Here is a 25,729-nt window from a genome sequence, read left to right as displayed (position 1 = left end):
ACAATGAACAAGGATGCTATTGCGACTAAGCAGGCGCAGTTGTCTAAAAAATAGGGAAGCTGGTATTTCAGCTTCCCTATTTTTTGCTTGATTTCTTAATGGCAAAAACGGCTTTTTCAGGGCCGACTATTTAACTTCTTTTTTTGCCAATTCTCCCAAGTGATATCAAATGAGTAATCTTTTGCTGATTTTCCGGATTTTCCGGATTTTCCGGATTTTCCGGATTTTTTGGATTTTTCGAGATTGTTGGATTCGTAAAATACAATCACGTTTCACGGCTGGTTATTAAATTTGGAATTGTGTCTTGTTACCAAGTCTTTTTTTTGCTCGATTTTATTTAATTTATATATTTATCAGGTTAATAGAGGAAACCCCTGCCTTTATTTTTCTTCCCGATAATTTTCAGTTGTGAAGTTTATCTATCCCATAATGGCTCATAAATAAATCATTAGTCTTGTAAAAAAGTTGCAGGCCCAGCTCATACTTAAGTATTAAGCAAAAAATATAATAACATCGTCTCGTAATTGAGACGACGTATCGAAATAAATAATGATAATTTAAACCAGTGTCGCAAATTTGGGTCACTCATCCATTACTAGAAAATTTCGATTAAATGCCTTTTTTAACGTTCAATTGAAAGTTATAGAAGTGCAGATTTTATCAATTAACATTCTAATTTTTAAGGGAATAAAAATGAAATACAGAATTGCTATTATTTCATTATTTTCATTTTCGGCGCTTTCAGCACCATCTAATCAGCAATTGCCACCATTGCCAAAATTGAATCGTGACGTCGTTATGCTTGATAGTGGCAACTATCGACAGCCACATATCACTTCTAACCGTTCTTCTGGTGATGGACGTGTAATAGTGGTGACGAAATCCGTCGAAGGAAAAATGGAAATTTACTTGCGAAAGCCCGAGGTACTGACGTCTCACTTTAGTGAGTCTTCAAAAGGTACTGCGTTGATTGGTGGGGCCAACGCGTTCAGTGTGGACATGTCTGGAGGCGCTTACTTTGGGGGGGAGTTTTCTCACGTGGCTGTGTGTGATACCACAGACTTCTATCTTCGCCAGAAAGCCCTGAATGAGGCTGATCCAAGATATGATAGTAAGTATATAAATGACTATCTAACACGACTTTCTCCGATGCCACACAATGGAAAGAAAGATTTGTACAAGCTCGTTGTCATAGGGCTTAAAAACAATGGTACTTCGGACGGAAACCAGCGGTTAGTTAGCATTCCAGTTGATGTTTTGGTGGCTAACCCCAAAACAAAAAACGCATACATTGAGTCTGCCACCCCTGGGACAATGAAAGAGGGAGCCATCTACAAAGGTGATAATCTCCTCGAACCCACAGTAACGCGAGATGGACGACTGCTCGTTGCCCGCTTTGGTGACAGCACAGATAATGTGACATGGAAAGACAATAACGGGAGCGACCATACCACGTCTAATGCGAACATTTTTTATGCGTACAATAATGACCAAGGTCCTTGTGATGTTTCTGGCTGGGACCAGCAGCGTCCAATCAAGTACGCGCCATTTGACAACGAAATTAACCAAATTTACGGCTTCGCAAGCCAGCCTTTCAGATATCCTGACGGGTCTCTCGTATCGCCGAGCGGCAGTGACTTTACGACTGGCTTTGGCGGTACCTACCCTTGGATTGACAGGGATGGTAACAATCTGTTTTTTACAGTAAAAGGCCGTTTCCTGGAACAAAACGACTACGAACTGCAAGATTGCGATAATTGCCTAGACACGCAAAGATCGTTGAAAACACTGACCGTCGCTATGATGGGGTTGTGGACTCGGGGAAAAATAGTCATTCCAGATAATTTGCTCAATAACACTGATTGGGGCTTCGAAATAGCAGACCGCCCAAGAGTCAAGCTTTACCGTGGAAATAGAGGATGGGTTGATGCAGGCGTTGGCCGGGAAAATGGCAATAACAACACATCAGCGTCGGCATGGAACCGCAACAGCACAATAATTGAATCAACTGAGCAACTGTTTAACTACCATCCCCAAATGGTGCCGTTAACGCCAAGGGATGTTGTGTGGTACATCAGCAATGGTAAAGCAACTGATGAGATTGTTTTTGATGATTACTTGGACTCAAATGCGTTGATTGTTTCAGATATGAACAGCCATTTCGGATTGGAAGGTAACGGCTATCTTCGACCTGAATCAAGCAGCGACGTGGTGAAAGTCCAAAATGCAGCGACAGGCTCCTCGGGCAGTATTCCTTTATATGGCTCCGTTGTTGGAAGCGAATACAAGCGAATAGAGCCTCAAGCGATGGGCGGGATCAAAGGTAAGGGGCTTTGGCTTCATAGAACAAATTACCTTGCTTATGATTTCGCTAGTGCACCTGACAATAGCGATGGTTGGTTGCTGAGTCTGTTTGTTGACGACAGACTTGCCGCCAACCCGGGGAAAAACTATACACTGGTTACCCTGGCGTCGGGTGGATACATTTCCTTCAACCGCGACGAAGCGGGAAGGACCTATATTAAATTCAGATCGAATGGCGCGACGGGGAATTATAAGTACGACATCACTGATCACTACCAGCTTGGTGGCCAGGGCTGGAAACACTTTGCTATAGAAATCAAAAAACAAGGTAACACAGCCAACAGTGTCACTCTATTCATAGATGGAACAGAAATAACCACATTCGACCTCCCACAGACGATGAAAAGTGGTTTTGTCTTAAGTAAGGGGACACTGAAAATAGGCGAGGGTCTTAGAGGATGGATTGATGAAGTCAGGCTTTACAACCATCTCCGCCTTAACAATGAGTTCGTATGTAACCTTGGTCATGGAAGCCTTGTTTCGACCTCTTCTGGGACAACATGTCTAACGGATCACACACAGGATGGCTATGCGCATCTAGCAGATAAAGGCGCTTACGATTGGGTAGGAGACCGTATTCATCAACCTGTCAGCGTAGTTTGGAATCAACCCAGACCTAGCGAAGAGAACAATGGCTTTTGCCTGGTATGTCACAATAGCAACGGGAAATTTGGACTGTCGAAAAATGCATTGGTGATGAACTCAGGAGTCTGGGCATCAGACGATGCGCGTCGCCAACCGATGGATCCACCACCAAGAATTTTGGGACAAATTCCACAATACTGGCTTAAAGACGCATTCCCTAGTCAACATTTGTCGGAGTCAGAAAATGGTTACATTGTTGACCAAGTCATCCACCCAGACTAAATCTCATCGTTCGTTGGGGTAGTAAAGCCCCAACCAGACGAGAAACAAGACAGCATAATAACAAAGAGCCAGCAATCGCTGGCTCTTCATTCTCTAAGTCTTGGAAAAGAAATTTCCCGGCAGCGCCAATCACAATCTGCAGCGATTTGAGCGATACACCCTTAATGTAAAATCGGCTTCACATTCAAACTGTTCGGCGTTTTTCAATGTTTGCCACAGGCTTTCCGGCGCACGCCAGGCGAACGGTGTCATTTGCAGCAGAGTCGTAGCATCGGCACTATTGAGTGTCATCGGGTAAGCGACGGTTTGCTCGGTTTCAAGCTCAAAACCCGGTAAGTCTTCTACAGGCACATCGTGCAGGCGCACTTCGTCATAAATACCCGCTTTGAGCTGATACAGGTGGCGAGGCCCCGGAGTGACGGTAACGACCACGCCATTGTCTTTCACTGCACGCGCCAATTCTTCGCCGTTGCACGGCGCGTAAATGCGTACCACCGCATCCAACTGCTTGTCGGCAAATGGCAGACGCTGGCTGGAAGCGACCAGAAAGTCCACATTCGGGTAGCGTTTCGCCGCGTAGCGGATCATCACCTTGGAAATGTCAAGGCCAAACACCGCGGCATTATCCAGCTCATCGGCGAAAAAGCTGGTGTAGTAGCCTTCGCCACAACCGATATCTAAAAGCTGTGCGTTTTCCTTACCATCAAGCAGTGAAGTGAGCAGAACACTGACCGCATCTCGCATTGGCTGGTAATGACCACCATCCAGAAACTGGCGGCGAGCCTGCATCATCTCTTTGTTGTCACCCGGATCTTTTGAACGCTTATGCTGCACAGGGAGCAAGTTTACATAGCCTTCTTTCGCCAGATCGAACTGGTGATTGTTGGCGCATTTGTACGTGCGGTCAGAAAGGTTCAGCGGCTCTTGGCACAGCGGACAAAGATAAGATGACATAGCGAAATTTCGGCAAGGATGAATGAGCGGCAAGGATACGGTGTGGGGCTGAAGGGTTCAAGCAAAGTAGCGATAATAGCGCGATAGATGAGTGCAAATAGAAGGTGTTTTTATTCGCTACTTTTGGCTTAGCAAGAATTTTCGAAGATCTCTTTCTGCACGCATGACAAATAAAACAAACACCTTATCGCCTTCGTGCTTGTAAAAAACGCGGCAAGGATTCACAACAACTTCACAATAGCTGAGGTTTTCGAGTTCTGGAGGCGTGCGTCCTGACTCAGGGAACTCTTCTAATCGTTCAATACTAGCGAACACAGTCTGAACAAGGTGCTTTGCCGCTACGACGTTTTCAAGCGCGATGTATTCGGCGATATCATTGAGATCTGACAGCGCTGATTCCGTCCAGATTACTTCAGCCATTTCGACATTTTATCCTTGGCTTCTTGCTGGCTAACCGTTTTACCTTCAGCTAAAGCGCGCTCTCCCCGAGCGATTCCCTCAAGAATGGCTAAACGGTTCTGCATAAACTCGTAATCCTCAACGTCGACAAGATAGGCTGACGGCTTACCGTGTTCTGTAATCAATACCGGCTCTTTTGTATCGTGCAGATCAGCGAGGATTTTGGTTGCTTGACGTTTCAGTGAAGTAACAAGTTCGACTTTCATAACAGCAGCTCCAAAGTGACACTATAGTGATACTATTCTATCACTTTGGGCATAGCAAGCTGTGCTAAAAACAAAAACACCCGCCTAAGCAGGTGTTTCTAGTAAGCAAAGTCACAATCACTTCGCTTTACGATTTGCCGCCCACACATACAGCAGGTCAGTTGCGATCGTCGCTGCCGCCAGAGAGGTCAGGTCTGCGTGGTCGTAGGCCGGAGCCACTTCTACCACATCCATACCAATCAGGTTGATGCCCTGTAGTGAGCGGATCACTTTCAGGATCTTGTCAGTGCTCAGACCGCCGCAAACCGGAGTGCCTGTACCCGGCGCGTAAGCGGGATCCAGACAGTCGATGTCGAAGGTCAGGTAAACAGGACGGTCGCCAACGCGGGTTTTGATCGCTTCTACGATTTGTTCCACAGACCAATCATTCGCCGTTGCTGCATCCACTACTTGGAAGCCCAGAGTATCGCTGTGCTCAGTGCGGATGCCAATTTGAATCGACGCGTGTGGGTCAATCAGACCCTCTTTTGGCGCGGTGTAGAACATGGTGCCATGGTCGAATTCGCTGCCTTGGCTGTAGGTGTCGGTATGGGCATCAAAGTGAACCAGTGCCATTTCACCGAACTGCTTTGCGTGGGCGCGCAGCAGTGGCAGGGTCACGAAGTGGTCGCCGCCAAACGTCAGCAGGGTTTTGCCTTCTGCCAGAAGGCTGGTGGCGTGGGCTTCCAAACGCTCGCTCATGTTGCGTGCATCGCCGCATTCAAACACCAAATCACCGCAGTCAGTGATTTTGATTTCTTTGGTCAGGGAGAAATCCCAAGGCCATTTTTTACTTTCCCACGCCAGGTTGGTGGATGCCTGACGAATCGCCCCTGGGCCCATGCGCGCACCAGAGCGGCCTGTGGTTGCCATATCAAAAGGAACGCCTGTGATCACCACGTCAGCGTCGCAACCTTGTGGGTTAAACACCAGTGGTTGGCGCAGGAAACCGAACGCGTTGGCGTACAGGGAGTAATCTGGGTAGTTGGCCAATGTTGCCATTGATAAATCCTTGAAAAAGAGGCCGCCCGCTATGCAGGCAGCCGAAATCATTAACGGTTGTGGTGGATGTCTTCGAGGTAGGTGTAACCTTTCAGACCTTCAGAAAGCTCAGACAGAATTGCGTCTTGCTCCTGCTCTGGCAGGGTTTTCACCATTTCTTCGTATTGGCTTAGGAACTCGTCCGCTTCCAAGTGTACGTAACGCAGCACATCACCCACGGTGTCGCCGTGGTGGATAGATTCAATCTCGTAGCCGCCATCTTTATTGCTGCGAACGACCGCAGAATCGGTATCACCGAACAGGTTGTGCATGTCGCCCAGAATTTCCTGATATGCACCCACAAGGAAGAAACCAATACGGTAAGGCGATTCATCGCTCCAAGTCGGCACAGCCAACGTGCTTTCAATGCCTTGGCCTTCCACGTATTGCTCAACGGCACCGTCAGAGTCACAGGTGATATCCAACAGCACTGCGCGGCTTTCCGGCTCTTTATCCAGCTTTGACAGCGGCAGGATAGGGAACACCTGCTCAATACCCCATGCATCCGGCAGTGACTGGAACAAGGAGAAGTTCACGAAGAACTTGTCTGCCAAGCGGCTGTTCAGCTCGTCCAGAACCGGGCGGTGTGCGCGGTTTTTGTGGGACATCTTGCAAGACAGCTCGTAGCAAATACGCAGGCTGATTTGTTCTGCCCAGGCGCGCTCGGCAAAGTTCACCAAGCCCATGGCGAATTGCATGTGCACTTCTGCCAGATCGTTCTGGTTATCGTGGTAAATCTCCACCAGTGAACGCTGGTCAGTCGACTGGCTCAGGTCTTTGAAAGAACGCCACATGTTATGAAGGATCTGCGACGCATCTTCTGCAGGCGCAAACACTTCCTCGCGCTGGTAGCTTTCCACGCCCATCACATCAGTGATCAGCACAGCGTGATGCGCCGTCAGGTTACGGCCCGACTCAGAGATAATACGCGGCATCTTGATGTCAAAGGCTTTACACACATCACCGATGGTGTAGACGACATTGTTGGCGTACTCGCGCTGGCTGTAGTTCATGGAACAACTGCTTTGGCTGCGTGTGCCTTCGTAGTCGATTGCCAGACCACCGCCCACGTCTACCGTCGTGATGCCCGCGCCCATTTGGGTCAGCTCTGCAAAAACACGTGCCGCTTCGTTCACACCGGAGCGTACATCGCGGATGTTGGCGATTTGCGAGCCCAGATGAAAGTGCAGCAGTTGCAGTGAATCCAGCATGTCGTTTTCGCGCAGGCGATCCATTACCGTCATACACTGAGAAGCTGACAGACCGAACTTCGATTTCTCGCCGCCGCTTGCCTGCCACTTACCTTTGCCTTGAGACGCCAGACGCGCACGCAGACCCAGACGTGGTTTCACGCCCAATGCTTTCGCTTCTGCCAGCACAGTATCCAGCTCAGAAAGCTTCTCCAGCACGATGTAGACTTCGTGGCCCAGCTTTTCGCCAATCAGTGCCAGACGGATGTATTCATGGTCTTTGTAGCCGTTACACACGATTACAGAGCTTGCCTGACGCGCCATGGCCAGCACTGCCATCAGCTCAGGCTTACTGCCCGCTTCCAGACCCAGCTGACGTTCCTGGCTGGCGTATTGGCTTTTCAGGATTTCGCCAACCACTTCTTTTTGCTGGTTCACTTTAATCGGGTAAACCAACAGGTATTCGCCTTCATAGCCGTAGTCAGCAATGGCATCGTTGAAGTGGGTGCACAGGCTGTCTACGCGATGGTGCAAGATCTCTGGGAAACGCACCAGCACAGGCAAAGAAGCGCCTTTGGCAATCAGTTCATCAGCCAGCGTTGAAAGCGCGATGTTGTTGTCCGGTTGTTGAGTATCCGGACGGGCAATCACCTCGCCTTGTGAATTAATATCGAAGTAACCCTGACCCCAGTAAGGCGTGTTGTAGACATCGCGGGCGTCATTGATAGACCAATCACTCATGTTCGTTCCTCAGTGGTGATTGGGTACAGGAAACGCCGCTGACGGCAGATAATAGGTGGCCGTCACCGGTGCTGTGTACCAGATAAAAATAATGGGTAACGCTGGCAGACCTTACTCAGGCATCTGAAGCGACAGTTCAAAAAGCACGGTTTCCGCGCTGCGTGTTCGCTTTAACGATGCCCGTTTCCTGCGCACATGGGTCGACAGGTTCTGGGGTTTGTTTTGCGGGTGGATGTTAGCTGCGGTGTCGCAAAGAGTAGTCAGGCCTTCAGCCTGAACAGCGTGGTTTGCGATAGATTTCATTGCCATTCCTAAAAAGGCCGCGCTTACTGCTGCACGGTATGACAGAGAAAACGGCTCGTCTGCGTGGAAACTGCAACTTGAGGTTGTTCCAGCACATTGCAAATCAGAGTTTGATTTGCTCGACCTAGCCCGTATACACCTCGACGGCATCATCAAAACCTGTTGGGTGCGTGGCGATTAGACAACCGATTTAGCTTGGGCGCAAATAAATTAATTTGTCACTGATAATCAAAATTACTTGTCAATTTTCCTGTCAATGCTTTGCGGGGTAAGTTCAATTTAAACATGAGGTTATGAGTGGAATTTGAATACAGAAAAGCCGCTGAAAACAGCGGCTCTTGATTGAGGTTTTTTGAACTTACGCGCCCACGATTTGGCAAAGTTCGTTACCACACAGGTGGTACTGACGAGGGCAGTTGCGCCATACCTGCAGCATGCGTTGGTATTTTGCCAGCATCGGTGTTTGGCTGTTGAAGTGGTGTGAACCCTTGTCGAATTGTGGGTACAAACCTTCGACATCGGCCAGGAAGCGCACATAGTTTACCAGATGTGCTTCAGTCGCTGCATCAAAACCCCAGAATTGAAGACGACGTGCATCCACGTCACATTCGCAACGGGTGCCATCTTCCAGCATGCGGTAAGATTCTTGAAGTGCGTGGTGCATCTCCATGATATCAACCACCTGGCGGCACAGTTCTTCTGGCATGTCGACAAAGTCTTTATCCAATTCACGCATTTGCAGGGCATATCCGCGCTCTACAATAGTTTGTAGACGACGATATTTTTCTGCATTTTGTGGATCAAGTTGGGACATTAGCGTGTATTGATTAGATAGGATAAGACGTTGAGCGTGTGTCATTTCCATAATAGTGGCCTCGAAAAATAAAAATTCTTCATCCAAACAGTCTCTTAGTAATGATTTAAAGTGAGTAAGTTTGGCAATTCATGTGCCACAGATTAACAGTTGGCGCAGGCTACTTTTTTGATCTGGATACAGGTTAGTTACGCTTTTTTAACTTGAAAATTTATTGATTCTTTTAGCTCAGCGCCCAAGGAGAAAAGGACAAGGATGATTTACTGGCAGGTGTTTGGTTGGACATGTTTTCTGGTGTCGCTGTGGCTTTGCAGATCGCCGCTTGGCTGGCAGAAAATGCGCACGGAGAAGGACTATCAGCATTTGGTTTTTGCCAGTGGGATCATTCTGTTTTGCCTGTGGGCATTGAAAGCGGGGATCAGCGAAGGGCTGGATATTCACTTTCTGGGAATGACAGTGCTCACGCTGTGCCATGGCCCAAGGATCGCGATCTGGATTTCGGTTATTCCGTTGGCTTTGATGGTGGGCTTCGGCTTGCTACCGTTTGTCGATGTGGGGCTTTATGCTTTCACGACGGCGGTGCTTTCTGCTTTGGTCAGCTATGCGATTTTCCTGCTTTCCTATCGATACCTCAGCCATCACCTGTTTATCTATATCTTCATCGCTGGTTTTCTTAATGCGGCCTTTACCATTGTCTTCCACCTTTGTACGGTGTCGACAGGGTATTGGGTGTCTGGCCTTCATGGCTGGGATACTATCCTCGACAATTACCTGACACTGGCGCTGTTGATCTGGTTCCCGGAAGGGCTATTGAATGGTATGGCTGTCACCTTGATGGCAGTGTATCGTCCACACTGGCTGCGTACTTTCTACGATAGGGAATATTTGTCGCCGGATAGATGACATTCGGCGGATAAAGAAAAACCGGCTGGTGGCCGGTTTTTATCATCTGTTCGCTTAGTAAACCACTTTGTGGCCGTAGCCTTCGAGAATCGCTTTTAGCGTTTCCATGGTTTCTTTCTTCGGTGGGCTGACATCTTTCAGCTCATACTCGTAACCCAGCGCTTCCCATTTGTGCGCGCCAAGCTGGTGGTATGGCAGCATTTCCACTTTCTCGATGTTGTCCATGTCTTTGATGAACTCACCCAGACGGTGTGCAGATTCTTCATCGTCAGTGTAGCCCGGAACCACGACGTAACGAATCCAGGTTTTCTGACCACGTTGATGCAGGTAGCGGGCGAAATCCAGCGTTCGGCGGTTTGATACGCCAATCAGATCTTTGTGGATTTCGTCGTTCATTTGTTTCAGGTCCAGCATCACCAGATCGGTGGCATCCAACACTTCATCAACGACATCAGTGTGCTTGCGGATGTAACCATTGGTATCCAGACAGGTATGAATGCCTTCGGCTTTTGCTGCACGGAAGAAATCACGCACGAATTCAGGTTGAAGCATGGCTTCGCCACCGGATGCTGTAACACCACCACCAGAAGCATTGATGAAGTGACGGTACGTGACCACTTCTTTCATGATTTCTTCGACAGTGACCTCGCGGCCATCATCCAGATCCCACGTATCACGGTTGTGGCAGTATTTGCAGCGCATCAGGCATCCTTGCATGAAAACGATAAATCGAATGCCAGGACCATCAACGGTTCCACAAGACTCAAAAGAGTGAATACGGCCAATCACCGACATGAGCATCTCCAAAACTACTGTAAAAAGTAAGGTGTTATTTTATTACAGAAACGTGGTGACCTAAAGGAAATAAGGTGGCTTTGCGGCCAAGTAAAATAGGAAATTGTAAGGGGAGAAGAAAGGCGCGAAAGCCGCGCCTTTTCGAGGGTTAGATAACGATGGTGTTCAGTGCCAGAGGTGGACAAAGCGTTCGACTTTCGAGTAATGAATCCCAAAGCTCTTGCCAGCCCTGCAATTTGTCAGCGGGCATGGGTTTGGCAATAAAAAAACCTTGACCATAGTTGCAGCCCATATCGCGAAGGGAGTGCCACACTTCAATACATTCAATGCCTTCAGCGACTGATGCCACATCAATGCGGTTGGCAACCAAGACACTGGCTTCTACCAAGGCGAGGGCAGTGCGAGAACTTAACATCGGCAATATGAGGTTGAGGCCTATTTTGAGAGAGTCTAGTGGTAGAAATTCCACTTGTTGCAGAGTACTGTAGCCGGAACCAAAGCCGTCTATCGAGATACGGAATCCATTGAGCAGTAGACGCGAAGCGGCTTCCTGAAGTTGCGCAATTTGCGAAAAGTTATCAGGTTCGTGAATCTCGAAATAAATCAGTTGGTTGAGGTTTGGGTACTGATGACCCATCTCGATGAGTTCATCGACGAAATCCAACTCGATAAGGTTACTCACCGAAACGTTGATACCGACAGGATGCCCATCAAGATAAGTCTGGTTGGCGATCACTGAATCGATGACCGAAAACGTCAGTTCTGCTTCCAGATTCAAGCTTGTTAGCTGAGGCAGGAAAGAGATGGGCGTTAACGTCCCCCTGACGGGGTGTTTCATTCGCTGAAGTGCCTCGCATGCCACCCATTCCCCGGTATCAAAGCGAACAATAGGTTGATACCAAGTCTCGAACAGATTCGACTGCCATGCTTCCAGCACTTCATCATCCGACAACGCCAGCAAGTCTTGGGGGTAATCAGTGTCATACTCATGGGCGAGTGTCAGGTAGTATTTCAGCAGGGGGATAGATGCTGGTTTGGGCAGGATACCTAATACGTTGAGCTTCATGTGTTCACACATGCTTTTGACCGTATCCAACACTTTTTGGGAGGCAGCACTGGTAATGACAATGCACCCAGTAAATCCGTACTCGGCAGCTTTGCTTAAAAGCTTGATACCATCCATATCCGGTAAATCTAAATCGCAGAATATGATATCCGGTGTTTCATGGAGGATTTTTTCCAGTGCGGTGTTACCAGACTCGGCGAATACCAGCGTGTCATCACCTGATATGAGTTGCATTAATTGCCCAGCAATTACATCTCGTTGGAAGAGATGGTCTTCCACTAGCAAGATATTCATGGTGTTCCCCTAAATGCGCATATGGCGGTATCGAATGGCGATACGAAAATATTGTTCTAGGGGCTGCTGACCTTTGGTGGTTAAATTTTGTTCTAGCTGTAAGCGTTTTAGGCGCGGCGAGGTGTGTGCCGCCTAGTCATTCTAAGCAAATACACCTCAACAAAGCGTAAAACGCTTAGAGCAGAACCCTTCGGGCAGCGTTTGTGGGGAATTTCTGCTGCGTTATCGGCTTATCATGTAGGCTAGCTACACATCGAAGCCTCTGCCTTGCATAAAATCCCCACAAACTGCTGCAAAAATCACCACCAAAGGTCAACAGCCCCTAGAAGAGCTTGATTCCAGTATGGTCGCTATTTTTGAGAGCGTCGACAGAACGTTATGCGGTTATTGCCTTTGTATCAGGGGCTTGGCGCTTTTTGGACAGGCATAAAAAAACACCTCCCGGAGGAGGTGCTTTTCAATTCAATGAATACTCAGATTACAGAGATTCAGTGAAAGTACGTGCGATAACGTCTTTCTGCTGTTCCGCAGTCAGAGAGTTAAAGCGAACTGCGTAACCCGATACTCGGATAGTCAGCTGTGGGTACTTCTCTGGGTGCTTAACTGCGTCTTCCAGAGTGTCACGGTTCAGAACGTTAACGTTCAGGTGCTGACCGCCTTCGATACCAGACTCGTGGTGGAAGTAACCATCCATCAGACCAGCAAGGTTAGCTTTCTGCGTGTCACCGTCTTTACCCAGTGCGTTAGGCACGATAGAGAAGGTGTAAGAGATACCGTCTTTCGCGTGAGCGAATGGCAGTTTACCTACAGAAGTCAGAGAGGCTACTGCACCTTTCTCGTCACGACCGTGCATTGGGTTTGCACCTGGTGCGAATGGCGCGCCTGCACGACGACCGTCTGGCGTGTTACCCGTCTTCTTACCGTACACAACGTTTGAAGTGATGGTCAGGATAGACTGAGTCGGTACTGCATCGCGGTAAGTTTTCAGCTTACGAATCTTGTTCATAAACTTCTCAACCATTTCACATGCGATGTCATCAACGCGTGAATCGTTGTTACCGAACTTCGGATAGTCGCCTTCGATTTCGAAGTCGATAGCGATGCCGTCTTCGTCACGAACTGGTTTCACTTTCGCGTACTTGATAGCAGACAGTGAGTCAGCTGCTACAGACAGACCAGCGATACCACAAGCCATAGTACGGTAAACGTCACGGTCCATCAGAGCCATCAGAGACGCTTCGTAGCTGTACTTGTCGTGTGAGTAGTGGATAGCGTTCAGCGCAGTTACGTACTGCTTCGCCAGCCAATCCATGAAGTTGTCCAGACCGTTCCAAACTTTGTCGAAGTCCAGAACTTCGTCAGTCATTGGATCTTGCTTAGGACCAACCTGCATCTTCAGTTTTTCGTCAACACCGCCGTTGATTACGTACAGCAGGGTTTTCGCCAGGTTCGCACGTGCGCCGAAGAACTGCATGTGTTTACCAACAACCTGTGGAGATACACAACAAGCGATGGCGTAGTCATCGTTGTCGAAGTCTGGACGCATCAGGTCGTCGTTTTCGTACTGGATAGAAGAAGTATCGATAGATACTTTCGCACAGAAACGCTTGAAGCCATCAGGCAGTTGCTCAGACCACAGTACAGTGATGTTTGGCTCTGGGCTTGGACCCATAGTGTACAGAGTGTTCAGGAAGCGGAAGTTAGTACGTGTTACCAGCGTACGACCGTCACAGCCCATACCACCCATAGATTCTGTTGCCCAGATTGGGTCACCAGAGAACAGCTCATCGTACTCAGGAGTACGCAGGAAGCGAACCATACGCAGCTTCATCACGAAGTGGTCGATGATTTCTTGCGCTTCAACTTCAGTGATCTTGCCTTCAGCGATGTCACGCTCGAGGTAAACGTCAAGGAACGTAGAAGTACGACCCAGTGACATTGCAGCACCGTTTTGAGACTTAACAGCAGCCAGGTAACCGAAGTACAGCCACTGAACCGCTTCTTGTGCGTTAGTCGCAGGACCAGAGATGTCGTAGCCATATTTCGCAGCCATTTCTTTCATCTGGTTCAGAGCGCGGTATTGCTCTTGGATTTCTTCACGAAGCTGCATGGTCATTTGCAGATCGTCGCCCGCTTCCAGTTTCTCTTGCAGAGAGTGGAATTGCTTCGCTTTGTCTTTCAGCAGGAAGTCTACGCCGTACAGTGCTACGCGACGGTAGTCACCGATGATACGACCACGGCCGTATGCGTCAGGCAGACCAGTCAGAACACCAGACTTACGGCATTTCAGGATATCTGGGGTGTAGATATCGAAAACGCTTTGGTTGTGAGTCTTGCGGTACTCTGAGTAAATTTTTGAAACCATTGGGTCCAGCTCACGGCCGTAAGCCTTGCAAGAACCCTCGATCATGCGAACGCCGCCGTTTGGCATGATTGCACGTTTCAGAGGAGCTTCAGTTTGCAGACCAACGATCTTTTCCAGATCTTTGTTGATGTAGCCTGCGTCGTGAGCAGTAATGGTAGAGATTACAGAAGTGTCGAAGTCTACAGGCGCATGAGTTGAGTTCTCAAGCTTGATGCCTTCCATCACTTTTTCCCAAAGCTTGTTAGTTGCTTCAGTACCTTCAGTGACCAGGAAAGACTCGTCGCCCTCGTAAGGGGTGTAGTTCTTCTGAATGAAGTCACGAACGTTAACTTCGTTCTGCCATTCGCCGTCAGCGAAACCTTCCCATGCTTTAGCAAATTGCTCAGACATGTTGTACCTACCTTTTTAGTAGAAGAAAACAAGTACTTAGCGACTTAGATGTCGCTCCACCGTTGAGCCAGTGGTCGTACACGATCATTAAAAAACTGTAAAAGCAAAAACGGTCTTTCAAAACGCGTTTGATTTTACGCTTTCTAGCCAAGTTATGAACAGTAATTTGGGCAGCCAGTTAAGGCTGCCCAAGCCGTATTTACATAAGAGCAGGGATGCCAAACTGATCTTCCAGCATACCAACCGCGAGCATAGCAACCAGACAGATAACCAATACTGAACCTGGAATCACGATACGATCTACGAAAGACAGTTTTTTCGCGCGCGCTTTGTCACCGATGAGACCATTGTTGTCGAGCAGCATTGCCAGTGCCCAAGCCAGTACTGGGTTAGCAACCATTGATGCGAAGATACAGATACCTGCTGATTGTGAATCCTTCGTTTCACGAACCATCTGCACACCTGCTTCGAGCAGTGGCAGGAATACACCCACCAGCAGCGCGATACGCATCACTGGTGGCCATACTGCTATGTCCATTGGGAAGCCAAGGATAGCGATGAACATCACCAAACAGCCAAGCAGAATGGCACCAGCAGGGATTGGACGCTTCGCAATCGCTGCAGGGATCATATAAGTACCCCAAGAAGACGTGATGTTACCGCCACCTACCGCAGTACCAACCATCTGACGGATAGAACACATGGTCATAGTGTCATCTACATCCATCAGGACTTTTTCGGTTTTCTTCGGATAGTTCAATTCTTGGAAGATACGGTGGCCCAGGAAGTCTGGAGACCACATGGCTACCGCCAGGATGGCAAACGGCAGAGAAGCGATGAAGTGCTGCAGATTTGGCAGACCCAGCATCCAACCTTGCTCAGTGCTACCCCACCAGTAAACAGGGTTAAGGTTAGGCAGACCCATTTCAGTGGTGAAGGTCAGGTCGAAGCCTGCACCGAGCGCCAGTGCTGCAATCAGCCCTGTGAAAGCACAGGCAGGAATGGCCAGCCAGCGTTTGCCGATACGTGCAAGTAGGGCGTAAAGCACCACGTTCACAGCCAGAACTACTAGGCCAACATAACCCATGCTGCCTTTTGCGACCGTCGCAGACTCAAGGCCTTTTGCCCAGGTTTGGATGTCCGCGATTTGGCTCATTGCACCAGTGAAACCAAGGAAGATAAGAAGACCGCCGGCAACCCCTTCACTGGTGAGATTCACCAGTTTCGAGCCACCTTTGAAGTAACTCAGCATCAAGCCGAACATACCCAGCAGAAGAGCAAGCGCAAGAGGGTGAGCACCGGCTAGTGCAATGGTACCGATCAGCGGGATCATTGGGCCGTGGTTACCGGCAAGGTTAGCGCGTGGGTTGATAAAACCAGAGGCAAGCACACAGAACAGCAGGGCAGGGATAAGCATCTCTACACGTGCAACTTCAATCGCAAACTCTTTACCCAGATTGATATGATCCCAAGCCTGGGTCAGGCCATCAGCCCAAGACATCATGACTGCGGAGTACATCGCGATAATGCCGATAGTACCCGCCAGTGCAGGAACGAGGTCTTCGAGTTCGAAACGGAAATCACGGCCAGGAAGGTTTAGTTTCCAGCGGCGCGGGTTCATGATTTGAAGTTCGTGGTCCAGGTAATCTGAACGGGTCGCGAACTCTGAGGCAGGTCGGTGCTTAGCTTGATACTCGCTTTGCGCCTTATCGCCGATATGCTCTGATGGAGCTTGAGTTGACATAAAGTCCTCTTCGTACAAAAGCAAACAGAACTGGTTACGCTCCCCGCGGGTTTTCGCTTTTATTCAGCAATGAATGCGCTGCTGAGAGAGGTGAGGCCGGGAGCCAAAAATGCGTTACAAACATACTAACAAACCTCCTATGAGTAAATTTGATTTAGATCATTTTCGTGAAAATAAATTACAGAATTTGAAAGTGATAAGAAGCGAAAAGCGCCATGGGTGGTGAGGATATTGCCATTTTTACCGAATTTATTTCATATTTTGAAAAAAAATTACCAAATATGGTGCGGGATATGTGCCACAAAAATGCACTAAATTGCAGTGAAATGGGGTTGTTAATCACTTTTTCCGCATGGCGTGCTTGAAGAAAAAGAAGAAGCCTGAGCCAGTTTCCCGGCACAGGCTTCTTCAGTGCAAAATCGTAAAAAGTTATTACGCAGCGTTGGCTTTTGCTTGTTGAAGCTTTTCGTAGGAGGCCAGAAGTTTCTGATGTGCACCGAACGAGGTTAAATTGGCATTCGCAAGCTCAAGGCCATAGAAGCGAATGTCACCGCAGATTGAGCTCCAAACCGCTTCGGTGATGCTTTCACCGTACACAAAGCCAAATGCGCGGCGGTATTCTGCAGCATCACGTGCTTCATCTTGAGCCAATTCAAGGCTTGCGATCAGGCAGCGCATAAACATGGTGCGTTCCTGACTGTAGATGGTCGCGTTGTATTCCAGACTCCAGGTGGCAAAATCCTGCGCTGTTTCCAAGTCGCCCATCGCCAGCGCCAGCAAACATTTCAGTTCGCCAATGGTAAGTGACTTCCAAGCGGTACCTGCATCCGGCAGCACGCCTATTAATTCGCAAACCATATAGCTATCGTCAAAGTCTGACATTTCCAGCACGTCGAACAGAGACTCAACGGATTCATCACTGAAGCCAGTTGCCAACAGCATGGACATTGAATCACGCAGATCGGTACCCCGATTGTTATTGCAAAGCTGCACTTCTTCCGGAGGGTAGATTTCAGACCAGCCGGGCACAATCACACGGCAACAGTTCACTCCCAAGTGGCTGTAATCGGCGATGTAGGCATCGGCATCTTCAGCGTGGAGCTTACCCAGTAACCAGGAGACTTCTTCTTCTGAGCTGCCTTCGAAGTTCCACTCTGTGAATTCGTAATCTGGCGTGGACTTGAACATGTCCCAGGAAACCGTGCCTGAAGAATCAATGAAGTGAGTTTCGAGGTTGTGGTGGTCCGCCACTTCTTCATCATGAAATGATGGCGCTTCGAACACATCCAGATCTTTCAGACTGCGGCCTTGCAGAAGCTCGGTTACAGTGCGCTCGAAAGCCACCTGAAAGCGGGGATGTGCGCCCCAAGATGTAAAGCAGGTGCCATTGTTGGGGTTAAACAGTGTCACACAAACAACCGGATACAGACCGCCCATGGAGGCGTCATAAACCGCAATTGGGAAACCTTCTGCCTGCATGGCTTCAATAGAAGCTTGAATGGTAGGGAACCGCGCAATCACTTCCTGCGGGATTTCTGGCATGCTGATGCGCCCAGCAATGATGCGGTTTTTGATGGCACGTTCGAATACTTCCGACAGCGCCTGGCTGCGCGCTTCGGTTGCAGTGTTACCTGCTGACATGCCGTTAGATACATAAAGGTTGCCAATAATGTTCATTGGCACATATACCGTTTGCTGATCTTTCTGGCGAATGAATGGCAGTGCACAGATCCCGCGTTCTTCGTTACTGGATTGAAGATCAATCAAATCGCTCGCCATTAGGGTTTCTTCCTGGTCGTAAAATGCCCTCATGTCTTCATCAAGCAGACCATCCGGCAGCGTGTCGTCATCTGTGAGTGGAAACCATTGCTCATCGGGGTAGTGCACGAATGGTGCCTTTGCGATCTCTTCACCCAAATAGAAATCAGCGTAGAAATAGTTACAGGAAAGTCGCTCAAAATACTCACCGAGTGCTGAGGCCAGCGCGGCTTTTTTACTGGCGCCTTTTCCGTTGGTAAAGTTCATCGGCGCGTAGACATCACGGATGTGAACCGACCAAACATTCGGTACTGGATTAAGCCAGGAAATAGGTTCAACGTGGAAGCCAGCTGCTTTCAGCTTTGCTTCGAAGTTGTTAATGGACACTTCGAGTGCTTCGTCTTTACCAGGGATATAGGTTTTCATGGGAATCTCAGTCTTTTATGAAGGCGCGGAGTATATACTTCTTTCTTTGACGTGTGCATGCACTGAAAGCTAGCACGTATACCGAAACAAGCTGAAGGTGCAGGATTTAGCATGTTTCGGTATATATGTTTGCGTGCCTGCAAAAAATAGACGTTTTTAAAGGCGAAGAGTGTCTAATCTGCGTTATATTCGAGATATCAAATCGTTATTGGCTGAGGGATATGAAACTTTTTGGCGTTGGCATACTTCTTTTCTTGGTGGGTTTACCGGCGTATGGCAGTGATCCGGATTTTGCCCGTCATCTAAATCGTATAGAAACCCTGCTCTCGAATGATGATGTAGATACAGCTGCCGGTCTTGCCAAAGCTTTGGTCGCTGACAATGAGGAGCAGAAAGCCCTTCACCAACGTCTGCTTGGCTATATATACCTTCATGAAGGCGACTACGACCGCGCTTATGTGGCTTATACCAACGCGTTGGAATACAGAAAGCTGCCCGAAAGCTTGAGGAAAGATGTGCGAGGTGCGCTGGTGTCACTCTCAATGAAACGCGGCAGGCCGGAAATGGCCATTCAACATGGTAAAGCCTATCTAGAGAAATTCCCGCCTTTTCAGCCCATAGAAAATCTTTATACCCGTGCGCTGTTCAGTGAACAGCGATATGGTGATGCGTTAACGCAAGCCAATGCCATCATTGCCCGCTATGCCGATGTACCTGAATTTATCTGGCAAATTAAGCTCTTAAGCGAGGAGCAACTTCAACAGCATCGCGCGCTGATCAATACCACACGTGTGATTCAGGACAAGTTTGGTCATGATGTGCGCTGGCAACGTAAGAGGGCGGCATCTTACGCGGCTTTGGGTGAAGCCCGTGCTGCGCTGAAAACCCTGCAGGATGAAGCTAAAGCAGGTGCTGAACTGACAGAAGCGGATTACCTGAATATGTCCCAGTATGCGAGTATGTTTGGGGACATCGACCAGGCTAAGCGCCTGCTAAACCAAGGTATCAACTCAGAAGCGGTGACGGTAAACCGCGAGGTGCTGAAACGAAAACTCCAGTACCACATGCAGGCGATGGAATGGATGGATGCCTGGGAAGTGGTTTCTGTGTTGAACAAAGAACCTGAATTGTCGCTTGTGAAAGTGCAGGTGCGAATAGCTTCCCAACTAAAGCGTTGGCAGGAAGCGGCAAATCTGGCCCAGCAGGCGATTGATATGGGCGGTAGCCGTGATGATTTCCTTTGGGAAATCCTAGGTTACAGTGCCATGAAAACTAACCAGTTTGAACGTGCACGTTCAGCTTATGAGCGACTAAAAGTACTTGACCCTAACGGAGATGCCGATGTCTGGCTTAAAACTCTGGAGTTGATGGGTAAAGAGTAACGTTAACGGAACAAAGAAAAAACCAGGCTGTTGTCTGGTTTTTTCTTTTTCTATTTAGCGCTTACTACTGGTTCCAGTTCCAGAAGTTGGATAAGCCTTGGCCTTTCGGTATACCAAATCGGCGGTACATTTGGAGAACCATCAGCGTGCTTTCGCCAGCCTTTGTAACGGGTAGTGGTGAACTCAACGGTTTCCAGTTTGTAATAAAGCGGCACAGTGACCTGCTGTTCGGCAACGCGAAGGTGGAGATTGGTTATAATGTCACGTTGTTTTTGAGGATCAGTTTGAAGCAGGAAGTCAGCCAGTAGTCCATCGACTTCCTTATCTCTAAAATAGTGCTGCGCAAACCGCGGAGAGGTAGGCGTTTGATAGGCGCTGTTAAATGCTGAGTTAAAGTACTTGAACGGTGTCAGGCCAGAGAAATAGTTCGTGATACCCAGATCATAGCTCGCATTAGCCATACGGGCTTCGTATTCAGGAAATGGCAAAACTTCTATTTTCACGCGAAGGCCTACCGCAGCAAACATCTCCGCAGCCACATTGGAGGCCGAGATAAAATCGCTCCAACCGTGAGGTGCGATGATCTGCAGTGTCAGTGGCTCTCCTGATGGTAACTCACGGAACCTGTCGCCATCGAAATCTTTCAAACCTAACTCGTCGAGCAGGCGCGATGCAGCCTTGGGATGAGAGCGAATGTAGTAAAGATGCTGCTCGGCGGCCGAATTTGGTACCCAATCCTCAAATTTTGATTCCATTCCACTAGCAAAAGCGGCTTTTTCACCTTGCCCAAAAACTGCAATATCAGTTAAAAGTTCCCGGGCAAGGCTCATCGACACAGCACGGCGGAAGCGCACGTCCTGAATAACTTTTCGTATTTGTTCATTTGGATGTTTGAAGTTAAACATCAGGCTGACAACGGTCGATGGTTTGTGGTGGTAATGGTAATCGCGCGAGTAGGAAGCGTAATTACGTTCAATATCTGGAATAAAGGCGCTCGCCCAGTCAAATTCTCCGTTACTGAGACGGCTGATGAGCTCGTCGTTGCTTTTTACCTGTGGGTAGCGGATGCAATCAACCTTGAGTTCATCCTGCTGCCAATAGTGCGGATTACGGCATTGAACGATGTTATTGCTGCTAAAGGCTTTTATATCGGTAAAAGGTCCAGTGCCGACAGGCTGGGCATTGAGGTAGAAGCGCTTGTCAGGAATGTTCTCCCACTGGTGTTTAGGGACAATAATAGCTTCCTGCAAACGATGGGCGATCTGGGCATTGGGGCGACTTAACGAGACGTATACCTCATTTTCATTATGTTTTTCGATACGCTCAATCCAGTCACCGAGTGAATTGTAATCCAGTTTGGGTTCACTTTGGAGTAGTGAAAGACTGTACACCACATCATCGGCGCTGAATGGGGTTCCATCAGACCATTTAATGCCGTCACGTAGGGTAAGAAGAATGCCTTTAAGGTCGGGGGATAAGGTATAGCTCTTGGCGAGGCGGAAGTGTACGACACCCTCCTCAAAAACCATCAGCGGCTCGAAGATAAAGTCTTTCGTCGTCGCCAGTGTATCGGCGCGGAAAGGGTTGTAGTTTCTGACAAAGCCGCTCGATAGCTCAGGAATGATGGTAAGTGTATTTGTCGTGGCTGAGCTGGCGAATGAGATGAGCGCGAAACACAGGGTCAGCAAGCGTGGCAACATAGCTCTCTCGATATTAATCTACAAGCAAGTTTTTATCGAAACACACCCTACACTAACCACCCAAAACCATCAATCGCTTCGAACTCTTGATAAAGCACTTGTTGTGTTTAATTATGCATTAAAAATGACTTGTTTTTTATTCACTTAAAGGTTAACAAATTGTTGCTGTTGAAACTGATGGATGTTATTTTCAGAGAAACGAGCATCAGTAGTGAAATGTGTTGTGGCACGGTGAAAAATGACAATTTACGTCATAGATACGCTGAACTCCGTACCACTCAGCCACATAAACCAGAGAGCCTAAACCATCTTTATTAAGATGCGGGCACTCAAACGAAGCTCGGCGTGAAAATAGAAAGACAGGAGTCAAGCGCATGACGGAAGCAGTAGCGCTACAAGTCAAAGACCTTCACAAGACCTTTGGTCAACACGAAGTACTAAAAGGGATTTCACTGGACGCACACCGTGGCGATGTCATCTCTATTATCGGATCTTCCGGTTCAGGAAAAAGTACCTTCCTTCGCTGTATCAATTTGCTAGAAACCCCAACAGCAGGTGAGATTTGGGTTAATGGCGAACTCATCGAAATGAAAAACGGCCGTCATGGTGAAGCTGTGCCGGTGAGTGAGAAGCAAGTTCAACGTATTCGTTCGCGTCTGGCGATGGTGTTTCAAGGGTTCAACCTTTGGTCTCACATGACAGTGCTTGAAAATGTCATTGAAGCGCCTATCCATGTTCTAGGCGTATCAAAAGCAGAGGCCATGGAGCGTGCAGAAGCCTTTCTGCAACGTGTTGGCCTTTGGGAACGTCGCGATTACTACCCGGGACACCTTTCAGGTGGTCAACAACAGCGAGCGGCTATTGCTCGCGCTCTTGCCGTAGAGCCAGAAGTGTTACTGTTCGATGAGCCTACCTCAGCGCTCGATCCAGAATTAGTGGGTGAAGTTCTCAATGTCATGAAAATCCTTGCTGAAGAAGGCCGCACCATGCTGGTGGTGACCCACGAAATGGCATTCGCACGTGATGTTTCCAACCATGTCATGTTCTTACACCAAGGATTAGTGGAAGAGCAGGGCGACCCAGCTAAGCTATTTACTAACCCTGAATCGGAGCGGTTACAACAATTTATCTCTTCGATTTACTAGGGCATTCAACTCGAAACGATTTTGTAATACGAAAGTCCCAACGCGTGTAAACGCATACGGCAGATGGCAATGGAGTGACGCCATCTGGACAATATTTCCATAAGGAGACAGAAAGATGAAAAAATGGTTAGTTGCTGCTGCTGTTACAGCTGCACTGGGCGCAACAGCGGTTCAGGCAAAAGACTGGAAAGACGTACGCATCGCTGTGGATGTACCTTATGAACCATTCGAATACAAAGCGCCAGATGGCACGCTGACTGGTTTCGAAGTGGATCTGGGTAACGCTGTATGTGAAAACGCAAAACTGAACTGTAGCTGGGTTATCCAGGCATGGGACGGTATCATTCCAGGTCTGCAAGCCCGTAAGTACGACGTAATTTTCTCGTCAATGTCTATCACTGAAGAGCGTGCCAAGCAGGTGCTGTTCTCAGAGCCATACTACAACACCCCAAGTGGCTACTTTGCTGCTAAAGGTTCAGGCATTAATCCAGCTGATACCGAAACGCTGAAAGGCAAGCGCATCGGAGTACAGCGCGGCACGATCCAAGATGGCCACGCAACCGACACTTTCGGCAAAATTGCTGATGTAAAACGCTACACTACAGGTGATGATCTGGTACTGGATCTGCAAGGTGGTCGTCTGGATATCGTTCTGATTGACTTCCCAGTGGGTGAAGCGTCAATTCTGGGCGGGAAAGATGGTGGCAACTTTGAAGCAGTCGGTGACACCCTGCAACTGGGTGGTGGCGTAGGTGCTGCGTTCCGTAAACGTGACAAAGACCTTGCGGCGATCTTCAACAAGTCTTTGGCAGAAGTGAAAGCGGACGGTACTTATGACGAGATTCGTAAGAAGTACTTTGCCTACGATATCAAAATGTAAATCTGCTTCGCTATTGGGGTGATAACTGCGTTATCTGCGCGAACTCACCACGGTCACATAGAAACTATGCTCCCGTGGATTCGTTCACTTGATGCCTTATTCTAACCCCAACATCTTTGCAGATTGGATTACTGGGCATAGTTGGTACTCCCTTGATACAGCACCATCTATTTACAGCAATCTATAGTTGGAAAACACTCTCCAACTACTTTGCAGGAAATCTGCTAGGCCTACATGGCAACACATGGCAGATTTATCAGCCCTCTGATTTACGGGGCTGATAAAGCTCTAGGGGGAGCGGGATTCGCTCCCTTTTGACTGATAAGCGAAAACTGAATACAAGATCCATAAAGCGGTAGTTTCGCTAGCGGTTTATTCGTGCAGGAGGAAAGGATGTTAGATCTGCATGGTTATGGCCCTTCCATTTTCATGGGCGCAATATTGACCGTCGAATTGGCGGTACTTTCTGCTGTGATTGCAGTGTTACTGGGATTGGTAACTGCATTGGCCCGCCTTTCTAAGAATCGTTTTGCCCGGGGGGCAGCGACGGTCTACTCCACCGTTGTTCGGGGGGTACCGGATCTGGTGTTGATGCTGCTGATCTTCTTCGGCGCACAAATCATGATGAACAATTTCTCTGACTGGCTTTACGAAAAGTATGACATTGATATGTTCATCAACATCGATGAGTTCACAGCGGGTGTTTCTACCATTGGATTTATCTTCGGTGCCTACATGGCCGAAACCTTCCGCGGTGCATTTCTGGCGGTCGACCGCGGCCAGTTGGAAGCGGGCACGGCTTACGGTATGAGCCCTTGGATGATTTTCCGTCGCATCATGTTCCCGCAAATGATGCGTCACGCGTTGCCCGGTATTGGTAACAATTGGCTGGTGTTGGTGAAAACCACGGCATTGGTCTCAGTGATTGGTCTCGCGGACATGACGCGCCTTGCTAAGGAAGCGGCAGGTGCAGTGAACGAACCGTTCAAATTCTTTATTCCGGTAGCAATGGTCTACCTGCTGATCACCTCCATCTCTGAGCTTGGGCTCAAGCGCTTGGAGCGTAAATTCAGCGCCGGTGTAGTAAGAGGCTAAGGAGACACGGAATGTTAGAATCAATTTACGCTTACCTCGACCAAAACGAGATTTTTACGTCGACCACCATTCTCCACTACTGGAGTGGTCTTACGGTCACTGTCCAGCTGGTGTTCCTTTCACTGGTATTGGGTTTCATCCTGTCCGTTCCATTGGCGGTCGCGAGGACCTCAAAGAATCCTTGGATTAACCGTCCAGTTTGGATTTACGTATACATCTTCCGTGGCACGCCACTGCTTATCCAGCTTTACCTGATCTACTATGGTGTCGCGACGATTGAAGGCATTCAGCAAAGCATGTTCTGGGCGGTTGTCGAAGATGCTTTCTATCCATGTCTGTTTGCGTTTGTACTTAACACGGCTGCATACACTACAGAAATCCTCCGTGGTGCGATGGTGGCAACGCCTGTGGGTGAAATCGAAGCAGGTAAAGCCTACGGTATGTCGCGCTTTACGATACTACGTCGCATCATCCTGCCATCCTCCTTCCGCCGCGCATTACCCGCGTACAGCAACGAAGTCATCTTCATGCTGCATGCGAGCTCGATTGCATCAGTCGTGACCATCATCGACCTTACAGGCGCAGCAAGGGATATCTACGCGCGTTTCTATGCCCCGTTTGATGCCTTCCTGTTTGTGGCGGCTATCTACCTATGTCTGACCTTTGCTATTGTTTATGGCTTTAAACGCTTAGAGCACCGCTGGCACAGGCACTTGAGGCCGTTGGAGTCGTAAGAGCAGGTCCTAGGAAGAGCAGGGTCCCAGATCCTAGGGAAGAGCCAAACCCCAAAAAGAAAAACCGCCATTCA

Annotated in this window: 20 protein-coding genes; 7 read left to right on the top strand and 13 right to left on the bottom strand. The window is 48.5% G+C overall.

Features of this window, described 5'->3' with window-relative positions:
* Window positions 1-576 precede the first annotated feature (576 nt).
* Entirely contained in the window at window positions 577-3,231 is a 2,655-nt protein-coding gene (locus tag GMA8713_RS14350) for a LamG-like jellyroll fold domain-containing protein (protein ID WP_157515622.1), read from the top strand.
* Window positions 3,232-3,360: 129 nt separating this feature from the next.
* Here GMA8713_RS14350 and rlmA read toward each other — a convergent pair whose 3' ends face one another.
* The 7 genes from rlmA to GMA8713_RS14315 form a co-directional block, all read right to left on the bottom strand.
* The gene (gene rlmA, locus GMA8713_RS14345; RefSeq protein ID WP_062711139.1) at window positions 3,361-4,185 is read right to left on the bottom strand and encodes a 23S rRNA (guanine(745)-N(1))-methyltransferase; all 825 of its coding nucleotides are present in this window, start codon (window positions 4,183-4,185) and stop codon (window positions 3,361-3,363) included.
* A 117-nt stretch (window positions 4,186-4,302) separates the two neighbouring features.
* Window positions 4,303-4,605, bottom strand: coding sequence for a type II toxin-antitoxin system RelE/ParE family toxin (locus GMA8713_RS14340; protein ID WP_062711136.1), 303 nt, complete (start codon window positions 4,603-4,605; stop codon window positions 4,303-4,305).
* Window positions 4,593-4,850: a type II toxin-antitoxin system Phd/YefM family antitoxin gene (locus GMA8713_RS14335; protein WP_046307015.1), complete on the bottom strand. Its 258-nt coding sequence runs from the start codon at window positions 4,848-4,850 to the stop codon at window positions 4,593-4,595. Before GMA8713_RS14335 ends, GMA8713_RS14340 begins: the two co-directional genes overlap by 13 nt.
* 117 nt (window positions 4,851-4,967) lie before the next feature.
* Window positions 4,968-5,891: an agmatinase gene (gene speB / locus GMA8713_RS14330; protein ID WP_062711131.1), complete on the bottom strand. Its 924-nt coding sequence runs from the start codon at window positions 5,889-5,891 to the stop codon at window positions 4,968-4,970.
* A 50-nt stretch (window positions 5,892-5,941) separates the two neighbouring features.
* Window positions 5,942-7,861, bottom strand: a complete 1,920-nt coding sequence (gene speA, locus GMA8713_RS14325; protein ID WP_062711128.1) for a biosynthetic arginine decarboxylase — start codon at window positions 7,859-7,861, stop codon at window positions 5,942-5,944.
* 111 nt (window positions 7,862-7,972) lie between these two features.
* Window positions 7,973-8,164, bottom strand: a complete 192-nt coding sequence (locus GMA8713_RS14320) for a hypothetical protein (RefSeq protein ID WP_062711126.1) — start codon at window positions 8,162-8,164, stop codon at window positions 7,973-7,975.
* A 358-nt stretch (window positions 8,165-8,522) separates the two neighbouring features.
* Complete coding sequence (locus tag GMA8713_RS14315; RefSeq protein WP_062711165.1) at window positions 8,523-9,029, bottom strand: YfbU family protein; 507 nt, start codon at window positions 9,027-9,029, stop codon at window positions 8,523-8,525.
* Window positions 9,030-9,233: 204 nt separating this feature from the next.
* On the opposite strand from GMA8713_RS14315, the gene GMA8713_RS14310 reads away from it, so the two are divergent.
* Window positions 9,234-9,881 (top strand): energy-coupling factor ABC transporter permease, encoded by a 648-nt coding sequence (locus GMA8713_RS14310; protein ID WP_062711123.1) that lies wholly within the window; start codon window positions 9,234-9,236, stop codon window positions 9,879-9,881.
* Window positions 9,882-9,935: 54 nt separating this feature from the next.
* Here GMA8713_RS14310 and pflA read toward each other — a convergent pair whose 3' ends face one another.
* From pflA to ycaO, 5 genes are all read right to left on the bottom strand, one after another.
* Complete coding sequence (pflA, locus tag GMA8713_RS14305) at window positions 9,936-10,676, bottom strand: pyruvate formate lyase 1-activating protein (RefSeq protein ID WP_002540998.1); 741 nt, start codon at window positions 10,674-10,676, stop codon at window positions 9,936-9,938.
* 148 nt (window positions 10,677-10,824) lie between these two features.
* On the bottom strand, window positions 10,825-12,036 hold the full coding sequence (locus GMA8713_RS14300) for an EAL domain-containing response regulator (protein WP_062711119.1): 1,212 nt from the start codon (window positions 12,034-12,036) through the stop codon (window positions 10,825-10,827).
* 478 nt (window positions 12,037-12,514) lie between these two features.
* Window positions 12,515-14,791 (bottom strand): formate C-acetyltransferase, encoded by a 2,277-nt coding sequence (pflB, locus tag GMA8713_RS14295; RefSeq protein ID WP_062711116.1) that lies wholly within the window; start codon window positions 14,789-14,791, stop codon window positions 12,515-12,517.
* Window positions 14,792-14,990: 199 nt separating this feature from the next.
* On the bottom strand, window positions 14,991-16,535 hold the full coding sequence (locus tag GMA8713_RS14290) for a DUF3360 family protein (protein ID WP_062711113.1): 1,545 nt from the start codon (window positions 16,533-16,535) through the stop codon (window positions 14,991-14,993).
* A 432-nt stretch (window positions 16,536-16,967) separates the two neighbouring features.
* The gene (gene ycaO, locus GMA8713_RS14285; RefSeq protein ID WP_062711110.1) at window positions 16,968-18,719 is read right to left on the bottom strand and encodes a 30S ribosomal protein S12 methylthiotransferase accessory factor YcaO; all 1,752 of its coding nucleotides are present in this window, start codon (window positions 18,717-18,719) and stop codon (window positions 16,968-16,970) included.
* 221 nt (window positions 18,720-18,940) lie between these two features.
* Here ycaO and GMA8713_RS14280 point away from each other — a divergent pair, with 221 nt between their 5' ends.
* Window positions 18,941-20,101, top strand: coding sequence for a tetratricopeptide repeat protein (locus GMA8713_RS14280; RefSeq protein ID WP_062711107.1), 1,161 nt, complete (start codon window positions 18,941-18,943; stop codon window positions 20,099-20,101).
* Window positions 20,102-20,151: 50 nt separating this feature from the next.
* On the opposite strand, the gene GMA8713_RS14275 is transcribed toward GMA8713_RS14280, so the two are convergent.
* Entirely contained in the window at window positions 20,152-21,801 is a 1,650-nt protein-coding gene (locus GMA8713_RS14275) for an ABC transporter substrate-binding protein (protein ID WP_062711106.1), read from the bottom strand.
* A 374-nt stretch (window positions 21,802-22,175) separates the two neighbouring features.
* Here GMA8713_RS14275 and GMA8713_RS14270 point away from each other — a divergent pair, with 374 nt between their 5' ends.
* The 4 genes from GMA8713_RS14270 to GMA8713_RS14255 all read left to right on the top strand — a co-directional run bounded on the left by GMA8713_RS14270 (window position 22,176) and on the right by GMA8713_RS14255 (window position 25,655).
* Complete coding sequence (locus tag GMA8713_RS14270) at window positions 22,176-22,946, top strand: ABC transporter ATP-binding protein (RefSeq protein WP_062711103.1); 771 nt, start codon at window positions 22,176-22,178, stop codon at window positions 22,944-22,946.
* Between the two features lie 115 nt (window positions 22,947-23,061).
* Window positions 23,062-23,826, top strand: a complete 765-nt coding sequence (locus GMA8713_RS14265; RefSeq protein WP_062711100.1) for a transporter substrate-binding domain-containing protein — start codon at window positions 23,062-23,064, stop codon at window positions 23,824-23,826.
* Window positions 23,827-24,219: 393 nt separating this feature from the next.
* Window positions 24,220-24,921 (top strand): ABC transporter permease, encoded by a 702-nt coding sequence (locus tag GMA8713_RS14260; protein ID WP_062711097.1) that lies wholly within the window; start codon window positions 24,220-24,222, stop codon window positions 24,919-24,921.
* Window positions 24,922-24,932: 11 nt separating this feature from the next.
* Entirely contained in the window at window positions 24,933-25,655 is a 723-nt protein-coding gene (locus GMA8713_RS14255) for an ABC transporter permease (RefSeq protein WP_062711094.1), read from the top strand.
* Window positions 25,656-25,729: the final 74 nt, after the last annotated feature.

The organism is Grimontia marina, from assembly GCF_900060185.1.
GTDB classification, from domain to species: domain Bacteria; phylum Pseudomonadota; class Gammaproteobacteria; order Enterobacterales; family Vibrionaceae; genus Enterovibrio; species Enterovibrio marinus.
This window is presented reverse-complemented; position numbering and strand designations above follow the sequence as displayed.

Excerpts from the sequence above, each read along its gene's own strand:
- rlmA (WP_062711139.1), bottom strand. The coding sequence starts at position 4,185 with ATGTCATCTTATCTTTGTCCGCTGTGCCAAGAGCCGCTGAACCTTTCT.
- GMA8713_RS14340 (WP_062711136.1), bottom strand. The coding sequence starts at position 4,605 with ATGGCTGAAGTAATCTGGACGGAATCAGCGCTGTCAGATCTCAATGAT.
- GMA8713_RS14335 (WP_046307015.1), bottom strand. The coding sequence starts at position 4,850 with ATGAAAGTCGAACTTGTTACTTCACTGAAACGTCAAGCAACCAAAATC.
- speB (WP_062711131.1), bottom strand. The coding sequence starts at position 5,891 with ATGGCAACATTGGCCAACTACCCAGATTACTCCCTGTACGCCAACGCG.
- speA (WP_062711128.1), bottom strand. The coding sequence starts at position 7,861 with ATGAGTGATTGGTCTATCAATGACGCCCGCGATGTCTACAACACGCCT.
- GMA8713_RS14320 (WP_062711126.1), bottom strand. The coding sequence starts at position 8,164 with ATGAAATCTATCGCAAACCACGCTGTTCAGGCTGAAGGCCTGACTACT.
- GMA8713_RS14315 (WP_062711165.1), bottom strand. The coding sequence starts at position 9,029 with ATGGAAATGACACACGCTCAACGTCTTATCCTATCTAATCAATACACG.
- GMA8713_RS14310 (WP_062711123.1), top strand. The coding sequence starts at position 9,234 with ATGATTTACTGGCAGGTGTTTGGTTGGACATGTTTTCTGGTGTCGCTG.
- pflA (WP_002540998.1), bottom strand. The coding sequence starts at position 10,676 with ATGTCGGTGATTGGCCGTATTCACTCTTTTGAGTCTTGTGGAACCGTT.
- GMA8713_RS14300 (WP_062711119.1), bottom strand. The coding sequence starts at position 12,036 with ATGAATATCTTGCTAGTGGAAGACCATCTCTTCCAACGAGATGTAATT.
- pflB (WP_062711116.1), bottom strand. The coding sequence starts at position 14,791 with ATGTCTGAGCAATTTGCTAAAGCATGGGAAGGTTTCGCTGACGGCGAA.
- GMA8713_RS14290 (WP_062711113.1), bottom strand. The coding sequence starts at position 16,535 with ATGTCAACTCAAGCTCCATCAGAGCATATCGGCGATAAGGCGCAAAGC.
- ycaO (WP_062711110.1), bottom strand. The coding sequence starts at position 18,719 with ATGAAAACCTATATCCCTGGTAAAGACGAAGCACTCGAAGTGTCCATT.
- GMA8713_RS14280 (WP_062711107.1), top strand. The coding sequence starts at position 18,941 with ATGAAACTTTTTGGCGTTGGCATACTTCTTTTCTTGGTGGGTTTACCG.
- GMA8713_RS14275 (WP_062711106.1), bottom strand. The coding sequence starts at position 21,801 with ATGTTGCCACGCTTGCTGACCCTGTGTTTCGCGCTCATCTCATTCGCC.
- GMA8713_RS14270 (WP_062711103.1), top strand. The coding sequence starts at position 22,176 with ATGACGGAAGCAGTAGCGCTACAAGTCAAAGACCTTCACAAGACCTTT.
- GMA8713_RS14265 (WP_062711100.1), top strand. The coding sequence starts at position 23,062 with ATGAAAAAATGGTTAGTTGCTGCTGCTGTTACAGCTGCACTGGGCGCA.
- GMA8713_RS14260 (WP_062711097.1), top strand. The coding sequence starts at position 24,220 with ATGTTAGATCTGCATGGTTATGGCCCTTCCATTTTCATGGGCGCAATA.
- GMA8713_RS14255 (WP_062711094.1), top strand. The coding sequence starts at position 24,933 with ATGTTAGAATCAATTTACGCTTACCTCGACCAAAACGAGATTTTTACG.